We start from the raw sequence: 16,119 nt of genomic DNA on the forward strand, positions 1-16,119 counted from the left end.
AATACACTTATACGGTTCCCTGTCTGTTTCCCATCTTCGGAGCTCCATGACTGACACCAATCCTGGTGCGATCACCAGCGAGGTCGTTTCGCACCTCGCCTCGCTCGCCCGTATCGCCCTCACCACTGATGAAATCGAGAAGCTCACTGGCGAGCTCGGCGCAATCGTCAATTCTGTGGCCAAGGTCAGCGAAGTCGCTACCGATGATGTTCCGGCAACGAGTCATCCGATTCCGTTGAGCAATGTTTTCCGCGCCGATGTTCCCGGAGTCACGCTCACTACTGAGCAGGCGCTGGCAGGAGCACCCGAGCACGATGGTTCACGTTTTGCGGTTAGCGCGATTCTGGGAGAAGAGCAGTAATGGCAGATCTGAACGACCTCACCCGCCTGTCGGCATCCGAGCTGGCTACCAAGCTGAGCTCAGGCGAAGTCTCGTCCGTTGAAGCAACTCAAGCGCACCTCGACCGTATTGCTGCCGTCGATGACAAGGTTCACGCGTTCTTGCACGTATCAGCGGATGCTCTGGCCAACGCCAAGCGCATCGACGAGCGTCGTGCGGCAGGGGAGTCGCTGGGCGAGCTCGCCGGTGTGCCCGTTGCCGTCAAAGATGTGCTCTGCACGATCGATATGCCCACCACCGCTGGGTCCAAAATTCTTGAAGGCTGGGTTCCGCCCTACGACGCCACTCCCGTGGCGAAGCTGCGTGCGGCCGGCCTGATTCCGCTCGGCAAGACCAACATGGATGAGTTCGCCATGGGGTCGTCAACCGAGCACTCGGCGTATGGTCCGACTCATAACCCGTGGGATCTCGACCGGATCCCCGGTGGGTCCGGTGGTGGCTCGGCCGCGGCAGTGTCCGCGTTTGAAGCTCCGCTCGCCCTCGGTTCTGACACCGGTGGATCGATCCGTCAGCCGGCATCCGTCACGGGTTCTGTTGGTGTCAAGCCCACCTACGGTGGCGTATCGCGCTACGGTGCGATCGCGTTGGCGTCGTCGCTCGACCAGGTTGGCCCCGTTTCGCGCACCGTTCTCGACTCGGCGTTGCTGCACGATGTCATTGGTGGCTGGGACCCGCGCGACTCCACGTCGCTCAACGAGCAGTGGCCGTCGTTTGCTGCTGCCGCTCGTGCCGGTGCCGCCGCCGAAAGCCTCAAGGGCCTGCGCGTTGGTGTCATCAAGCAGCTCGACAGCCCCGGCTTCCAGGCCGGTGTCTCGCAACGCTTCCACGAAGCACTGCAGCTGCTCACCGATTTCGGTGCCGAGATCGTTGAAGTGGATGCTCCGCACTTTGAGTACGCCGTCGAGGCGTACTACCTCATCCTCCCCGCCGAGGCGTCGAGTAACCTCGCCAAATTTGACTCGGTGCGCTTCGGCCTCCGCGTCACGCCCGAAGGCGGCGGAACCGTCGAAGACGTGATGGCAGCGACCCGCGAAGCCGGTTTCGGTGATGAGGTCAAGCGCCGCATCATCCTCGGCACGTATGCGCTCAGTGCCGGCTATTACGACGCCTACTACGGCAGCGCGCAGAAGGTGCGCACGCTCATTCAGCGCGACTTTGCTGCAGCGTTCGAGAAGGCTGACGTTCTCGTCTCGCCCTCGGCGCCGACGACCGCGTTCAAGCTCGGTGAGAAGCTCGAAGACCCGATGGCGATGTACCTCAACGACGTCACGACGATTCCGGCTAACCTTGCGGGCATCCCCGGTATGGGTCTTCCGATGGGGCTCGCTCCCGAGGATGGTCTTCCCACTGGCTTCCAGATCATGGCTCCGGCTCGCGGCGATGCTCGTCTCTACGAGGTTGGCGCGACGCTCGAGCGCTTGCTGGAGCAGCAGTGGGGCCACACCCTGCCGAGTCAGGCTCCGTCGCTCGGCTAGTTGCCTTCTGCTTGCCGTTCGCGGTAGGCGATTTGATTCATCCGGTTTCCGCAACGGATGCTGCAGAAGCGGCGTGAGCCGTTGCGTGACAGGTCGGCCATGAGGCCTTCGCAATCGGGTGCTTGGCAGCGCCGCAAGCGCCACATGGCGTCGGAGCGCACGACGTCGACGAGGGCTAGGCCCACTTCTGCTTGAATACGCTCGGCAAGTGGGGCTTCGGGGTCATTGGCGTGCAGATGCCAGTCGAAGTCGCCGTGTCGTGCCAAGAAGGGGAGCGCTTTCGCTTCGGCGAGCATGGCATTGATTTCTGTAGCGGCATCGTCGCGCGTGAGCTTCCAGACGCCGCGGATGCGGTCGCGAACCGCCCGAACTTCGGCGGCCTCGTTGTCGTCGCGGTCGATCCGACCGCTGAAGCGGAACTGCATCACGAGGGAGTGCACTTGGTCGGTGGTTACGAGCTCATCAACACCGGATCTGCTCGCTAATTCGTGACTGTTGCCGAGCAATACGGCAAACTCGAGACTCTCCACCGTGTCAGGGGCAAATTGCAATTTGACTCCTTATTTGTTTCGAGACTAGCGTCAGCAGAAATACTCGTCAATCTCGTTCAAAGCAGTCGCCCATGAAACGTTCATCCACCACCCTCGGCATGCTCATTGCGCTAGTTGCCGCAGCTAGTTTCGGGCTCTCCGGAGCACTCGTGAAGCCCGTGCTCGAAGCCGGCTGGAGCCCAGCGGCTGCCGTGACACTTCGAGTGCTTATTGGTGGTGCGGTGCTGGCGCCGTTCGCGATTATCGCTCTCAAAGGTCGCTGGTTCGCACTCTGGTACGCGCGCAGTCGCATCCTTCTCATGGCGATCATTGGCGTGTCAGGAACCCAGTTGGTGTACTTCGCGGCGATCGAACGCATTCCGGTCGGCATCGCGATCCTTTTGGAATACATGGCGCCGCTGTTGCTCGTCGCGTTCGCGTGGGTGACGTCACGACGCACGCCCAAGGCCGTTGTTCTTATCGGCTCCGTTGTCGCCCTTGGTGGACTCATCCTGGTCGTCTCTCCCGAGGGGTCCGGCGCCCTCGATCCGCTCGGAATTATCTTTGGAGCGTGTGCCGCTGTCGGTGCGGCTGTGTATTACGTGGTTGCGGCGCGCACGAGCGAAGGGCTTCCGGCCGTCGCGCTGGCATCGGCTGGCCTGCTGCTCGGCGGGCTCATTCTCGGTCTTGTCGGTCTCGTGGGCATTGTGCCGTTCGATATGCCGATGGTGGATGTCACGGTGCTCGGCATCGTGGCTCCGTGGTGGGTTCCGCTGCTCATCGTGGGTATCGTCGCGACCGGTATCGCGTATTCGACGAGCATCATGGCGAGCGAAATGCTCGGTTCTCGTCTCGCGTCGTTCGTCGGATTGCTCGAGGTCGTCACGGCGGCGATTTACGCCTGGCTGTTGATCGGCGAGAACCTGTCGATCATGCAATTCATCGGGGGAGCCCTGATTTTGGCCGGGATCGCCTTCGTTCGCTCCGAGAAGTCTGAAGAGTTCAGCGACTTCACGATTGAGGCTGAAGCTATTCCGAGCGACGATGATGAACCAATTTTGGCCCCAGCATCCGCGCCGCTCGAACCGGGTACCGATACGGTGCCGCTGCGCCACGTACAATCATCTGGTGGCTAAAGCTGAATTGATGGACTACGACAAAGCACTCGAACTATTTGAGCCGACGCTCGGTTTCGAGGTGCACGTCGAGTTGAATACCCAGACCAAGATGTTCTCGGATGCGCCGAACCCGGCAGCATCCGGTGCTGAGCACGGCGAACCGAACACCATGATCACTCCGGTAGATCTCGGTTTGCCCGGCAGCTTGCCTGTCGTCAACGAAGAGGCGATCAAGTATTCGATCTCTCTCGGTCTGGCGCTCGGCTGCCAGATTGCGCCGAGTTCGCGCTTTGCCCGCAAGAACTATTTCTACCCCGACCTAGCGAAGAACTACCAGATCAGCCAGTTCGATGAGCCGATTGCATTCGAGGGTTCTGTCGACATTGAGCTCGAGAGCGGTCGCACGATCACGATTCCAATCGAGCGCGCGCACATGGAAGAAGATGCGGGCAAGCTTACGCACGTGGGTGGCGCTACCGGTCGTATCCAGGGTGCCGAGTATTCGCTCGTCGATTACAACCGTGCTGGCGTTCCCCTCGTCGAGATCGTCACGCACATGATCACGGGCGCCGAAGCGGATGCTCCCGAGGTTGGCAAGGCTTACGTCTCGGCTATTCGTGACATCGTTCGTTCGCTCGGTATTTCTGAAGCCCGCATGGAGCGCGGCAACTTGCGCTGTGACGCGAACATTTCGTTGAGCCCGCGGGGTTCTGGAAAGCTCGGCACGCGCACGGAGACCAAGAACGTGAACTCAATGCGCAGCGTTGAGCGCGCGGTTCGCTACGAAATTCAACGTCAGGCGGCCATTCTTCAGAAGGGTGGCACGATCACTCAGGAGACCCGCCACTGGCACGAAGACACCGGTGTTACCAGTGCTGGTCGCCCCAAGAGCGACGCTGATGACTACCGCTACTTCCCGGAGCCCGACCTTCTTCCGGTCGAACCTTCGCTTGAGCTTATTGAAGAGCTGCGTGCAGCGCTTCCCGAGCCTCCGGCCGAGCGTCGCAAGCGCCTGAAGGCCGCGTGGGGCTTCACTGACCTTGAATTCCGTGACGTCAACAACGCTGGGCTCTTCAGCGAGATTGAAGCGACGGTTGAGGCCGGAACGACGCCAGCTCAAGCGCGCAAGTGGTGGACGGGGGAGATCGCTCGCCTCGCCAACCTCCAGGGTGCTGACGCCAGCTCGTTGATTAGCCCCGCGGATGTCGCGGCTCTCGTTGCGCTCATGAACGACGGTGTTCTCAACGACAGTCTGGCCCGCCAGGTCCTCGAGGGTGTTGTCGCTGGCGAGGGTTCGCCCGCCGATGTTGTCGAGAGTCGTGGACTCAAGCTGGTGTCGGATGACGGCCCGCTCATTGCGGCGATCGATGAGGCACTTGCTGCTCAGCCTGACGTTCTTGCGAAGATTCGCGATGGCAAGGTTCAGGCTGCCGGTGCGGTTATTGGTGCGGTCATGAAGGCAATGAAGGGTCAGGCTGACGCCGCTCGCGTGCGTGAACTTGTCTTGGAGCGCGCTTCCGCCGAATAGGGCGAGCAGCACTTGTCGGCTGCAGGCAGTACCGTTGTGGTCATGTCTGATTCTGCTGAACTCGTTGTCGAAATCCACGTACCGCTTACCCCCGACGCCAATGCGGCCGAGGGCGAGTCGCGGTTCCCGTGGATCGAATCGCTCGTGGAGTTCACGAACGAGCTCGAAGAGGGCGGCGAGATTTTTGTTGTCGAAGAGGGCGACGTGTTCAACGACGCTTATGTCATCGTGATCACTGGTGCCGACGAGTCGACGCTCACCGGCGTGGCCAATCGTGTTGCGAACCTTCCCGGCATCCCGACCGGCGTTTTTGCTGTGGTCACGGATGCCGATGCCGACGAGTTGGGGCAGGGCACGGTCGTCGAGATTTCGTAGTCGCGCCAGCATCCAAACTTAGTCAAATTTGTTTGTTTTGGAGAGCGGGCGGCATACACTTGAATGGCACCGCAGCCGCCAGTGTGAGCGCGTGATCACCCGCCGCACCGACGAGGAACCATCCGTTCCGTCTGCAGTAGCTTCGCACTACTGAAGAGCTCAACACCATGACAAGCAACATCCCCGTGGGCGCAACCACCGGCCCCATCCCTATTCCGACGAGCATTTTTTCGGCCCACCTACTGTGGACAACGATCGGGGCCTTTGCTCTGATCTTTTTGGGCGCTTTTGAGACGCTCGCAGTCACCACGATCATGCCGACGATTAGTCGTGATCTCGACGGTCACGCGCTCTATTCGGTCGCGTTCTCGAGCACTCTTGCGGCGAGCGTGATCGGAATGGTTCTTGCCGGTCAGTGGTCAGACCGCACCGGGCCGGCCAAGCCGCTGATCGCGGCCATGGCAGTCTTCACGCTCGGTCTTCTGGCGGCGGGTTTCGCCGGCACGATGGGTATTTTCATCGCGGGCCGCTTTCTGCAGGGGCTTGGTTCCGGAGGGCTCATTGTCGCGCTGTATGTGGTTGTCGCGCGCCTCTATCCGGCGGCGTTGCATCCGAAAATCTTTGGGCTCTTCGCCTCGGCGTGGGTATTGCCCTCGCTGATCGGTCCGCCTCTTGCTGGCGTCGTTGCCGAACAGATCAGCTGGCACTGGGTTTTCTTCGGCGTCGTGTTTCTGGTGCTGGCGGCGGCATTCGCGATCCTGCCTGCTATTCGCATCTTGGTGAGTCAGCCGGTGGTGCCTGCCGAGAAGTCATCGGGCAGCCGCGCTGTGGTTTGGGCGATCATTGCCGCGCTGGCAGTGATGGGCATCAGCCTCGGTGGTGAACGAGAAGGTGCGCTGGCCTGGCCTCTCGCCGGGGGAGCGTTCGTGGTCGTCATCATTGCGCTGCGGCCGTTGCTGCCAACCGGTTCGTTGAGCGTTCGCCGCGGGCTGCCCGCCACGATCGTGTTGCGCGGTTTCTTTGCCGCCGCCTTCTTCTCGACCGAGGTCTATCTGCCGTACTTGCTGAACGAACGTTACGGTCTGCCCGCCTGGGCTGCGGGTCTCATCCTCACGGTCGGCGCCGTCTCGTGGGCGGTGGGCTCAGCGCTGCAGGGCCGCCTTCCGGAATCTGTTTCTCACGGGCGCGTGGTGGTTGCGGGCGCACTCTTGCTCAGCGTGGGAATCGCCACTCAGCTGATCACCGCGTATTTCATGCTCTCGTTGTGGGTCGCCGCGATCGGCTGGCTCGTCGCTGGCGCCGGCATGGGCATCACCTTTCCGCGGCTCTCGACCCTCGTGCTCAGTCATTCCAGCGCTCGAGACCAAGGTTTCAATAGTGCTGCGCTCTCGATTTCGGATGCCGCTGGTGGCGCCATAGCGATCGCCTTCAGCGGTCTTGTTTTCGCTGCCGTCGGCGGCCTCGCGGATGGGGTCGGTTTCGTAGCAGCACTCGGTCTGGCGACGGTTGTGGCAATCGCATCCGTGCCGGTCGCACTGCGAGTTCGCACGTAATAAATCTCTTTGTTAAGCACTATTTCGGTCTGTTACGGCGTGCTCTCGCGACCGCGGTGGAATGCGATTACCTTCGCCGCATGACACTTCTCACGAACGAAACCACGACCATTGATCTCGCTGCCGACCGTGCAGCCCGACTCACCGCTGCCGGCGCTGCCTGGAACTCGCGAATTGCCGCCAAGCCCGCCGCGGCCGAACTCACGTACGCCGTCACCGGTAAGGGCGTTGGCTCTGTCGGCACCGTACTCAAGGCGGGAAAGCACGTTTTCCACATCGACGAGCCCGAGGGACTCGCCGGTGATGACGTTGCCGCGAGCCCCGTCGAGATTGCTCTTGGCGCGCTGATCGCGTGTCAGGTAGTCGTCTTCCGTCTCTATGCCCAGGCGCTCGACATTCAGGTCGATGACATCTCGGTCAAAGCCGAGGGCGACCTCGACGTTCGCGGCCTCTTCGGAATCGACGAGACCGTGCGCAATGGCTTCGGCGCCATCCGCCTCTTCGCGACCATCACCGGTCCAGAGTCACAGGAACGCTACGACGAGTTGCGCGACGCCGTCGACGCCCACTGCCCCGTACTCGACCTGTTCGCGAACCCCACCTCGATCACCACTCAGGTGGTCAAAGGCTAAGGGCACCCCATGATGATGCCCTCTGACATGCTCGACCGGTAGCCCAGGCTACCGGTCGAGTTTTTTAACCGCAGTATTTGGCCAGCGCAGCCGCAGCCAGTGCCGGACTACGCTCAACGTATGAAACCCGAGTTCGAGTTCACGTCTGAGATCACGCCGTGGTCGTCGAAGCCGAGCGTCTATTTTGTGCAGGTGCCACCGGATGTCGGAGCCGACGTTAAAGAGATCCCGTCACCGCCGCGGGGGTTCGGTGCCGTCGCGGTAGAAGTCACTATTGGCTCCACCACGTGGACGACGTCGATCTTTCCTAACAGCAGCGTGGAGGACAGCTTCTTTCTCCCCGTCAAGGCCGCTGTGCGCCGCGCTGAGGGTTTAGAGCTCGGTGACACGGTGCAGGTGTCGATCCAGCTCATTTAACGGACTGCAGCGCGCGTGGGGCGGCTGCAGGGCTTTGGGACTGCCGCCGGTCCAGAGCGCAGTTACGCCGGCCACACCCCGATGATGATCGCCATCACCACAATCGTCACGAACTCGTGGCTCACGTTCAACACGGTGAGGCCGTTCGGGCGCCCATCGAATTGGTCGTGAGTAATGAAGCGGGCCGCGGTGAAGCCACCCCACAACACGATGCTTGTCAAGACCGTGTTGAGAAAGAAGCTTCCGCCATAAAAGTCAGAGGCGATGAAGGCGGCGCCGGCAAGAATCCAGGCCGTGAAGAAACTCACGATGACGGTGATCACAATGGGGCGAACGGCATCCGCAGTGTTGCCGCTAGGGGTGACGTTGGCTGCCTTCATCCAGTAGTTGCCAAATACGCGCGGGGAATACCAGATGGTGCCGACGATCATGCTCGATAGCGTCGCCAAGATGACGGCGATGTAGTTAATTTCGGGAACCATGACAACCTCCGGTCGATAACGGTCACCGAAGCCTACTCTCAGAGCGACTAGCCGGTAATGCTCTCTTCGAACCGTTGAATCGGGTCATACCAGCCCTGCTCGAGCACGTAGCTCTGGAACTGCTTATCGAGACCGAGGATGACGGCGAGACCCACGACCAACAGAATGATGCCGATCACGCGCTTGAAGACGCCGTTGGGGTTAGCGAGCCAGCCGAGTTTGCGAGCGAATGCCTGACCGAGAAACGCGATCATGAGCAGCGCGACGGCGAGACCGATGGCGTACACAACGATGTAGAGCAGTCCCTCGGCAAACGAGACAGGCAAGACGGTGGCCAAGATGAGTGCATAGGTGGGGGAGCAACTGCTGAAGGTCGGGCCGAGCGCGGCACCGAGCATTACATCGCCGCCAAGGCCGCCACGTGAATACGAGCGGTTCATTACGGCGTTTGCCCGATTTTGGATGCCCGTGGCGAGCATAAAGCGCTCCCAGAGCGCGGGGAATACCAGCGTGAGGCCGAAGATGATCAGGATGCCGCCGGCAATAATCTGCCACACCAGCTGCGGGATCCCCAGCAGGGCTGTCGTTGCTTTGAGCAGCAGGGTGAAGATGATCACTGACCCTGCGAGGCTCACCGCGATAACCACAGGGCGGAACCACTGGCGTTCAGCCACCGTGGAGTCACTACTGGTGCGCGCGATCGAGCCGCCAACGATGACCGGCAACAGCGGCAGCACGCAGGGCGCAGCAACCGTCAGAACTCCCGCCACAAACGAGAGCAGAATCAGGCTGAGCATCGGGGCTTAACCGAGGGCGGTGAGAACCGCATTCAACGTGGGTTCGACGGTCGCAACAAAGTTGTCTTGTACCTTTTCGCCGTTGGAATCGACCTCAACGAACGTCGTCTGCTGAGTAACACCGTATTCGGCCCGCAGGTCCTGATTGGTGTCGTAGTCGACCTTCACGATCGTGATGCCCGACGGAACTCCCGACGCCGTGATGTCACCATCGGCCGACACGCACTGGGGGCACCAAGTGGCGTGGAAGAACAGGATGACGCGACCATCGGCATCCGCAACAGCCGAGGGGCTGTAGTCGACGTAGGAGCCGCCACCGTCGTTCTCGACAGCAACAACGTCCTCGGCTTCGGCGCCGGAGTCGCTCGAGCTCTCAGCGCTCTGAGACGTGCTGTCGGTGGCCGTCGACTCGTCAGAGCTGTTCGGGTTCTGGGCTGCGACGATCGAGACTGCTGCAATAACAACGACGGCAAGAGCAACAATGACCGCGAGAATTCGCTTGTTCATGCCACCTAGTAACGCACGGAGCGTCTCAAAACTTCCGCGCTCGGCGAAATTTCTCTGGCTATACCCAGACTTCAGCGGTGTGCGAATACAGCTTGAGATCGCCGAAAGTTAGGGCACCCGTGAATCTGGCTCGCGTATACGGGAGCAAAACCATGAGTGCTGCGCCCGCTTTATGCTCGATTCGCACTTCGATCGCGTCGGACTTGAGCGACGCCACTCTCGTGTTCGAGACGATGGCACTGCAGCGAGAAATTGCGGCCATTTGGCGCAACTGAGTCACGGTTTGCGCGATAAGTTTTTCGGCATCCAAGTGCTTCTTCTTCAGCGCTTCGTCAGCGGTCATTTCAAGCACCCGGCCGCTGCCATCCGTCATGAGCGCGAACGTCATGAACTCACTCGCATGTCCCAAATGGCTTCGTGCCACATTGAGCGCAGAGTCGAGAATTCGATCAACGTCAGCCTGCTGCTCGGCGTTGAGCGCGTCCCTCCACGATTTCATATTCCAAACCGTAGCGACTCTCACCCCCGATTGTCGTGCAAAGCGCCCAAATCACCCGCGTTTTGGTGTCAAGACTGATTCTCACGTTGTGTCGTCGATTACGCGGATTCTCCACGTTCGTCGTACCGCTGCGCTAACGTCGAACCATGCAAAAAGCGCAGCTAACCAGTGCACAGCGGGGCCATTCTCTTGTTGCGGGAGCGGTATCGCACGCCTTCTTCTCTATCGGCTGGCTCATGTTGGGCTTCGTCGCCCTCGGTGGCGGGCTCACCTTGCTCGTAGGCGGCACCGCCTCCGGCGTCAGCGGTCTCTTCGGCGACGTTCCGGCGGTGCGCGATTTCGTGAGCGGCGCAGGCAGCGTGATCGGCACCGTGATCATCGTCGTCGGCATCGTCGCGGTGCTCCTAGTGGCGCTCGCCGCTTTCGCGAGCGTGTTCTTGCTCAAGCGTGGTTCTGTGCGCAAGCCGTGGCAGGTCACCTTCCAATCCCTCGGCATTGTCGCCCTGCTTGATGTTCCGCTCTTTGTGGCCTACCTCACGTTCGCCGCGAACGTCACAGACTCTGCTGTCGGTGGCACTGTTCTTCTCGGCCCCGTCGTCGGCATCCTTGGCTCCGCCGTCGTCGGCGCAATCGTCTGGTGGTGGATGACATGGTCGCGTCGCGGATCAGCGTCCACATTCGCTGGCGTCACGGCCACCGCATCCGCAACTGCTGTTCCGACTCAGCAACCGCCGAGCGTCGATAGTGATACTGGCAGTAGCGAAACGAAGTAGCACGACCTTCAGCAGTATCGAGCAGAGAGTGCATGATGACGGCACGGATTGAAACACTGATCATCTTGGGTGCCGGCGGCGACCTCACCTCCCGCCTGCTACTGCCTGGCCTCGCGTCGTATCTGGCCAGTGACGAAGCTGAAGAGCTCACTGTTATTGGCGTGGATCGTCAAGAAATGGATGACGCAGCCTGGCAGAAGCGCGTCTCGGCCTCCTTCGCTGCACACGCTTCGCCCACGTCTGATGCCGTTGCTGGTGCAGCGCACTACGTGCAGGCCGACGTCACCAACGCGCAGCAAGTGCGCCAGGTGATCGAATCGGCTACCGGCCGCGTCGCCTTGTATTTTGCGTTGCCTCCCGCGATCGCCCAACAGGTTGTTTCGGTGTTGGCGACATTCGATTTGCCCGCCGGGATCGTGCTTGCCCTCGAGAAGCCGTTCGGAAGCGATGAGGCTAGCGCCCGCGATTTGAACCGGGTGTTGCAGGCGATCGTGCCCGAGGAACAGGTCTTTCGTGTTGACCATTTCTTGGGCAAGTCGACGGTGCTGAACCTTATCGGATTGCGATTCGCGAACCGCATTTTTGAGCCACTGTTGGGGGCTCCGAACGTGGCGAAGGTTGAGCTCATTTTTGATGAGGCCCTCGCTCTCGAAGGTCGTGCCGGTTATTACGATCGCGCTGGCGCTGTTGTCGACATGATCCAAAGCCATTTGCTGCTGGTCTTGGCACTGACGGCAATGGAACCCCCGGCGAGTGTGAGCTCAGAGGATTTGCGGGGGTCGATGGCCCAGGTGCTTCGTGCAACGCGGGTGCAAACGCTCGACGGCACGTGCGCTCGGCGTGCACGCTACACGGCGGGCACCATCGGCGACCGCGAGCTTCCGGCCTACGTTGACGAAGATGGTGTGAATCCTGATTTCAGCACAGAGACTTTGGCTGAAGTGACGTTCGAGATCGATAACTGGCGCTGGGCTGGTGTGCCGTTTGTGTTGCGTTCAGGCAAGGCTCTGGGCAAAGCTCGCCAAGACATCGTGATCACGTTTGCGCCGGTGCCGCATCTTCCTTATGGCCTCACGGGCAGCGAAGATCCGGCGAAACTTACTATTTCGATCAAGCCAGCGACTCTCGAACTCGACCTCATCGTGAATGGTGCCGGCGACCCCTTCTCGCTCGACCGCACTCAACTGACGACAACCCTTGGCGATCCGGCCATGAGCGCCTATGGCGAGGTGATCGCCTCTCTCGTTGATGGGGATCCCGTGCTGTCGGTGCGCGGTGATATTGCCGAGCAGTGCTGGCGAATAGTCGCTCCCGTACTCGACGCTTTCCGCAACAATCAGGTTCCGCTTGAGGAGTATCCGGCAGGCTCGCCCGGCCCCGAATCGTGGGAATCCGAATGACTCGCGCCGGCCAGCGGGGAGTCACGGCGACCGCGCACGCCCGCACGCGAGCGAGTGCTCAGCAGGCTTACGATTTCTCGGGGCCGCTTGACCCTGCACAGTTCTATCCTCGCTTCGGCCCCTTGCCCGCCGTCGTCACGGTGCTCGAGCAGTCCGGAACGTGGGATGCCGTCGGTCACACCCGACGCCTCGTGCTCTCCGATGGCGGCCACGTGATCGAGACGATCACCGACGCCGCTGCGCCCGAATTGTTTGCTTACGAGCTCAGTGAATTTCAGAAACTCTTTGGGCTGCTCGTTTCTGGTGCCCGAGCCGAGTGGCGGTTCGACGACCGCACCACCGGTTCGCGCATCCGCTGGAGTTATACCTTCTTCGCTAAGCCGGCCCGCGGCTGGATCGTGTGGTTGATTATTCGACTGTGGTGGGGGCGTTACATGCGTCGTGTGCTGCCGCCGATCGCACGTGAAGTGGAGCGGCTGGCAGCCAACTAGGGGAGCGCAGTTATCGAATCGTTGCCATAAAAGGCGCTGTTCACATCCCGCTTCCACCCTTCTCACAACTTGCGCAAAGATGCGCTTGTGACAATGGCTGGTATGTTCCGATCGAGATTTGCCGTTGCGTTAGCCGCAGCGCTCTACTTCGCCGCCTTGGCGAGTCTCGCTTTCGTGATCGCTCCGGGCAGCAACGGTCGCTTTTGGATCTGGACCACCGTTGCGTTTATCCCCGTTGGCATTTTCTTGGTTGGCATGTTCGGTCGCCGCCGCTGGTGGGCAGCACTCGCCTTCAGCATCGTTGCCGCAGCATGGCTCGAAGCCGCCCAGACGGTGTGGATGCCCGTCGGCTACGCCGATGTCGTTGACATTCTGCTCTCGGCTATCGGTTCCGGAATTGGTGTTTCGGCCGCCGTGGGCGTCGCGCTCTGGCGGGAGCATGCTCAACGTCCGGCAGTCGCATTCGCTCAACCGTCGACGAACCTTGCGAGCTCTCGTCGCGCCTCCGCTAGCAACTCGGCGGCACCGCTTAACCTCGATCGGTGACTGACGACCGCTATTCCCACGACGTTCTCGCTGATTTCTCTATCAAGCGCGGGCCAGCAGTGCTCCCGAAAGTGCCCATCGAATCCGGGATGGTCGTCGAAGTCATCGCGGACGGCTACGTTGGTGCCCTGGTAGGTTTCGCCAACGGGCTCATGGAACTCGAAGACCGCCGGGGCTCCGCTCGCGCGTTCCCTCTCGGCAGCGGTTATCTCATCGACGGTGTGCCGGTAGAGCTCGTCAAGCCCGCGCCGAAAGCTGCTGCTGCCCGCAAAACCGCCTCCGGGTCGTTTGCTGCCCCCGAGCAGCGTGCCCGCACAGCGCTCGCGAGTCGCATCTATGTTGAAGGTCGCCATGACGCGGAACTCGTCGAAAAAGTGTGGGGTGATGACCTACGCGCCGAAGGTGTCGTCGTCGAGTTTCTAGGCGGAATTGACGATCTCGAGAAGATCGTCGCAGACTTTGCCCCCACCTCTGACCGCAAGTTGGGAATCTTGGTAGATCACCTTGTTCCCGGCTCGAAGGAGAGCCGAATTGCGGATGCCGTGGGGCGCGGCAAGTACGGCAAGCATGCGCTTGTGGTTGGTCATCCATTCGTCGATGTCTGGCAGGCCGTGAAGCCGCAAAGCCTCGGAATTGCTGCCTGGCCTACGGTGCCGCGCACGATCGAGTGGAAGCACGGCATCTGTGAAGCATTCGGCTGGCCGCATGAAGACCAAGCCGATATCGCCCGCGCGTGGCAGTTCATTCTGTCGAAGGTCACCAACTTCGGTGACCTTGAGCCAGCGCTCTTGGGGCGCGTTGAGCACCTCATCGACTTTGTCACGGTCGATCAGGATGCCTAGCGCCGAGCGCGCTTAGTCGAGTTGCGGCACGACCTCACGAGCGAGGAAGTCGAGCTGGTCGAGATCGTGGAAGTTCATGATCTGGAAGTACACGCGAGTGAATCCGAGGGCCTGCAGCTCTGAAATCTTGTCGACGACCTCGCTGGCAGTTCCCGCGAAGCCGCCAAGACGCAGGTCGGCGGAAGTTGAGTTGGCTGCGGTAGCACGCGCTTCGATCTGAGATTCGGTGGCGCCGACAGCGGTCGTGCCGGCGATGGAAAGCACGAGTGTGGCGGGGTCGCGGTCGAAGTGCTCGCACGCGGCACGCACGCGGTTGATGCGCTCCTTCAGCGGTGCGATGGTTGCGAAGCCCGCGTTGTATTCGGCGGCGAACTGAGCGGTGAGCGCCGGCGTACGGCTTGGACCGCTGCCGCCGATGATGATCGGTAACGGGTTCTGCACGGGCTTCGGCAGCGCGGGAGACTGGCTCAGCTGGTAGTGCTTGCCCTCATACGAGAAGGTCTTTCCCAGCTCCGTTGCCCAGATGCCGGTGATCACGTCGAGCTGCTCCTCGAGCATCCCGAACCGCTTCGCAGGAAAAGGGATGCCGTACGCAGCATGTTCACGTTCGAACCAGCCGGTGCCGAGCCCGAGCTCCACGCGGCCGCCCGACATGTCGTCGACTTGAGCTACCTGAATGGCCAAAACTCCCGGATGCCGAAACGTCGCCGAGGAGACGAGGGTCCCGAGTCGAATGGTCGAAGTCTCGCGCGCAAGCCCGGCCAGCGTCGTCCACGAATCGGTGGGGCCGGGCAGTCCGCCGTTGCGGTCATCCATCGTCACATAGTGGTCGGAGCGAAAGTAGCCATCGAAACCGAGCTTCTCTGCCGCTTGCGCCAGCACGAGCTGATCGGTGTAGCTGGCGCCGTTCTGAGGTTCGGTGAAAATGCGGAAGTCCATACCCCGAGCCTATTGATGATTAGACTGGGTGGCGAACACGGGAGTCCGGTGAGCCGGGCTGAGAGGGAGCTTCTCCAAGCTTCGACCGTCGAACCTGATCTGGATCATGCCAGCGCAGGGAGCAGACACTCTTGAAACCCGTGCCATTCACTAGTGAAAGGCACGAAAGTGACCACAACAGCACCATCCTCTTCCACGGCCGCACCGCTACGTTCACGTTTTCAGTGGCGGGTGATCGACATCGTCGTCGCGAGCGTTATCGGCGTCGCGAGCGGTTTGATCTTCGTCGTCTGGAACGTGGCCTCCACTCCAGCCTTGGCTCCGTTCGCGGCGCTCCTGCCTGGCCTGCAAGCCGTCGGTGGCGGGTTCTGGCTGTTCGCCGGTGTGCTTACGGCGCTCGTCATCCGCAAGCCTGGCGCTGCCATTTATGGTGAGATGGTCGCGGCGTCCGTCTCAGCGCTCATCGGTAACCAGTGGGGTGTACTCACCCTCGTGAGCGGGTTCACTCAGGGCATTGGCGCCGAGATCGTGTTCGCGGCCTTCCTCTACGCCAATTGGCGTGCCAGCGGTGCGATTCTTGCGGGCGCCGGTGCCGGCCTCGCGATGGCCATCACTGACCTGCTGCTCTGGTACCCCGGCTCCGCGCTTCCCTTCATCGTGATCTACACGATTGCCGCCATCGTCGGCGGAATGCTCATTGCCGGCCTCCTCTCGTGGCTCGCGACGCGCGGTATTGCCGCAACGGGAGCGCTCAACCGGTTCGGCGCTGGCCGCGAGATTGCGAAGCGGGTCTGACCCCCACCACGCCTGCTGGT

General features: G+C 61.3%; 20 protein-coding genes and 1 riboswitch. Of the genes, 14 read left to right on the forward strand and 6 right to left on the reverse strand.

Going from position 1 to position 16,119, the window contains the following annotated elements; all coding sequences use genetic code 11:
* The first annotated feature begins 46 nt into the window (after positions 1-46).
* Positions 47-361 (forward strand): Asp-tRNA(Asn)/Glu-tRNA(Gln) amidotransferase subunit GatC, encoded by a 315-nt coding sequence (gatC, locus tag I6E60_RS06440; RefSeq protein WP_197124114.1) that lies wholly within the window; start codon positions 47-49, stop codon positions 359-361.
* On the forward strand, positions 361-1,875 hold the full coding sequence (gene gatA / locus I6E60_RS06445; RefSeq protein ID WP_231601142.1) for an Asp-tRNA(Asn)/Glu-tRNA(Gln) amidotransferase subunit GatA: 1,515 nt from the start codon (positions 361-363) through the stop codon (positions 1,873-1,875). The genes gatC and gatA overlap by 1 nt, the downstream gene beginning before the upstream one ends.
* On the opposite strand, the gene I6E60_RS06450 is transcribed toward gatA, so the two are convergent.
* Entirely contained in the window at positions 1,872-2,426 is a 555-nt protein-coding gene (locus I6E60_RS06450) for a CGNR zinc finger domain-containing protein (RefSeq protein ID WP_197124115.1), read from the reverse strand. The two genes, gatA and I6E60_RS06450, sit on opposite strands and share 4 nt — an antisense overlap.
* 71 nt (positions 2,427-2,497) lie before the next feature.
* Here I6E60_RS06450 and I6E60_RS06455 point away from each other — a divergent pair, with 71 nt between their 5' ends.
* The 6 genes from I6E60_RS06455 to I6E60_RS06480 all read left to right on the forward strand — a co-directional run bounded on the left by I6E60_RS06455 (position 2,498) and on the right by I6E60_RS06480 (position 8,028).
* Positions 2,498-3,541, forward strand: coding sequence for a DMT family transporter (locus tag I6E60_RS06455; RefSeq protein WP_197124117.1), 1,044 nt, complete (start codon positions 2,498-2,500; stop codon positions 3,539-3,541).
* Positions 3,534-5,051, forward strand: coding sequence for an Asp-tRNA(Asn)/Glu-tRNA(Gln) amidotransferase subunit GatB (gene gatB, locus I6E60_RS06460; RefSeq protein WP_197124119.1), 1,518 nt, complete (start codon positions 3,534-3,536; stop codon positions 5,049-5,051). Before I6E60_RS06455 ends, gatB begins: the two co-directional genes overlap by 8 nt.
* 42 nt (positions 5,052-5,093) lie before the next feature.
* Positions 5,094-5,426, forward strand: coding sequence for a glutamyl-tRNA amidotransferase (locus tag I6E60_RS06465; protein WP_231599668.1), 333 nt, complete (start codon positions 5,094-5,096; stop codon positions 5,424-5,426).
* 167 nt (positions 5,427-5,593) lie between these two features.
* Entirely contained in the window at positions 5,594-6,979 is a 1,386-nt protein-coding gene (locus I6E60_RS06470) for an MFS transporter (RefSeq protein ID WP_197179366.1), read from the forward strand.
* A gap of 80 nt (positions 6,980-7,059) precedes the next feature.
* Positions 7,060-7,611, forward strand: a complete 552-nt coding sequence (locus I6E60_RS06475) for an OsmC family protein (protein WP_197124123.1) — start codon at positions 7,060-7,062, stop codon at positions 7,609-7,611.
* 120 nt (positions 7,612-7,731) lie between these two features.
* Positions 7,732-8,028, forward strand: a complete 297-nt coding sequence (locus I6E60_RS06480; RefSeq protein WP_197124125.1) for a DUF1905 domain-containing protein — start codon at positions 7,732-7,734, stop codon at positions 8,026-8,028.
* 62 nt (positions 8,029-8,090) lie between these two features.
* Here the strand turns inward: I6E60_RS06480 and I6E60_RS06485 are convergent, their stop codons facing one another.
* From I6E60_RS06485 to I6E60_RS06500, 4 genes are read right to left on the reverse strand one after another with little or no spacing between them, the layout of a single operon-like run.
* Positions 8,091-8,510, reverse strand: a complete 420-nt coding sequence (locus tag I6E60_RS06485; protein ID WP_197124127.1) for a DUF1761 domain-containing protein — start codon at positions 8,508-8,510, stop codon at positions 8,091-8,093.
* Positions 8,511-8,557: 47 nt separating this feature from the next.
* Positions 8,558-9,307: a cytochrome c biogenesis CcdA family protein gene (locus tag I6E60_RS06490; protein WP_197123936.1), complete on the reverse strand. Its 750-nt coding sequence runs from the start codon at positions 9,305-9,307 to the stop codon at positions 8,558-8,560.
* 6 nt (positions 9,308-9,313) lie between these two features.
* Positions 9,314-9,814 (reverse strand): thioredoxin family protein, encoded by a 501-nt coding sequence (locus tag I6E60_RS06495; RefSeq protein ID WP_197124129.1) that lies wholly within the window; start codon positions 9,812-9,814, stop codon positions 9,314-9,316.
* A gap of 58 nt (positions 9,815-9,872) precedes the next feature.
* On the reverse strand, positions 9,873-10,313 hold the full coding sequence (locus tag I6E60_RS06500) for a hypothetical protein (protein WP_197124131.1): 441 nt from the start codon (positions 10,311-10,313) through the stop codon (positions 9,873-9,875).
* A gap of 146 nt (positions 10,314-10,459) precedes the next feature.
* Between I6E60_RS06500 and I6E60_RS06505 the strand changes: the two genes are divergently transcribed.
* The 5 genes from I6E60_RS06505 (at position 10,460) to I6E60_RS06525 (ending at position 14,365) form a co-directional block, all read left to right on the forward strand.
* Positions 10,460-11,086, forward strand: coding sequence for a hypothetical protein (locus tag I6E60_RS06505; protein ID WP_197124133.1), 627 nt, complete (start codon positions 10,460-10,462; stop codon positions 11,084-11,086).
* 32 nt (positions 11,087-11,118) lie between these two features.
* The gene (locus I6E60_RS06510) at positions 11,119-12,486 is read left to right on the forward strand and encodes a glucose-6-phosphate dehydrogenase (RefSeq protein WP_307841789.1); all 1,368 of its coding nucleotides are present in this window, start codon (positions 11,119-11,121) and stop codon (positions 12,484-12,486) included.
* On the forward strand, positions 12,483-12,977 hold the full coding sequence (locus I6E60_RS06515) for an SRPBCC family protein (RefSeq protein WP_197124135.1): 495 nt from the start codon (positions 12,483-12,485) through the stop codon (positions 12,975-12,977). The genes I6E60_RS06510 and I6E60_RS06515 overlap by 4 nt, the downstream gene beginning before the upstream one ends.
* Before the next feature lie 102 nt (positions 12,978-13,079).
* A complete protein-coding gene (locus tag I6E60_RS06520) occupies positions 13,080-13,523 on the forward strand; it encodes a VanZ family protein (protein WP_197124137.1) in 444 nt (147 codons plus the stop codon).
* Positions 13,520-14,365 carry a DUF3097 domain-containing protein gene (locus tag I6E60_RS06525; protein ID WP_197179367.1) on the forward strand — a complete coding sequence of 282 codons (846 nt, stop codon included), beginning with the start codon at positions 13,520-13,522 and terminating at the stop codon, positions 14,363-14,365. The genes I6E60_RS06520 and I6E60_RS06525 overlap by 4 nt, the downstream gene beginning before the upstream one ends.
* Positions 14,366-14,377: 12 nt before the next feature.
* Here I6E60_RS06525 and I6E60_RS06530 read toward each other — a convergent pair whose 3' ends face one another.
* Positions 14,378-15,304, reverse strand: coding sequence for an LLM class F420-dependent oxidoreductase (locus I6E60_RS06530; protein ID WP_197179368.1), 927 nt, complete (start codon positions 15,302-15,304; stop codon positions 14,378-14,380).
* 26 nt (positions 15,305-15,330) lie between these two features.
* Positions 15,331-15,439, forward strand: a riboswitch (TPP riboswitch).
* A 33-nt stretch (positions 15,440-15,472) separates the two neighbouring features.
* Here I6E60_RS06530 and I6E60_RS06535 point away from each other — a divergent pair.
* Positions 15,473-16,099: an ECF transporter S component gene (locus tag I6E60_RS06535; protein ID WP_197179369.1), complete on the forward strand. Its 627-nt coding sequence runs from the start codon at positions 15,473-15,475 to the stop codon at positions 16,097-16,099.
* The last annotated feature ends 20 nt before the right edge of the window (positions 16,100-16,119 follow it).

Origin of the sequence: Salinibacterium sp. SWN167, from assembly GCF_015864665.1 — a bacterium.
Lineage (GTDB): Bacteria > Actinomycetota > Actinomycetes > Actinomycetales > Microbacteriaceae > Rhodoglobus.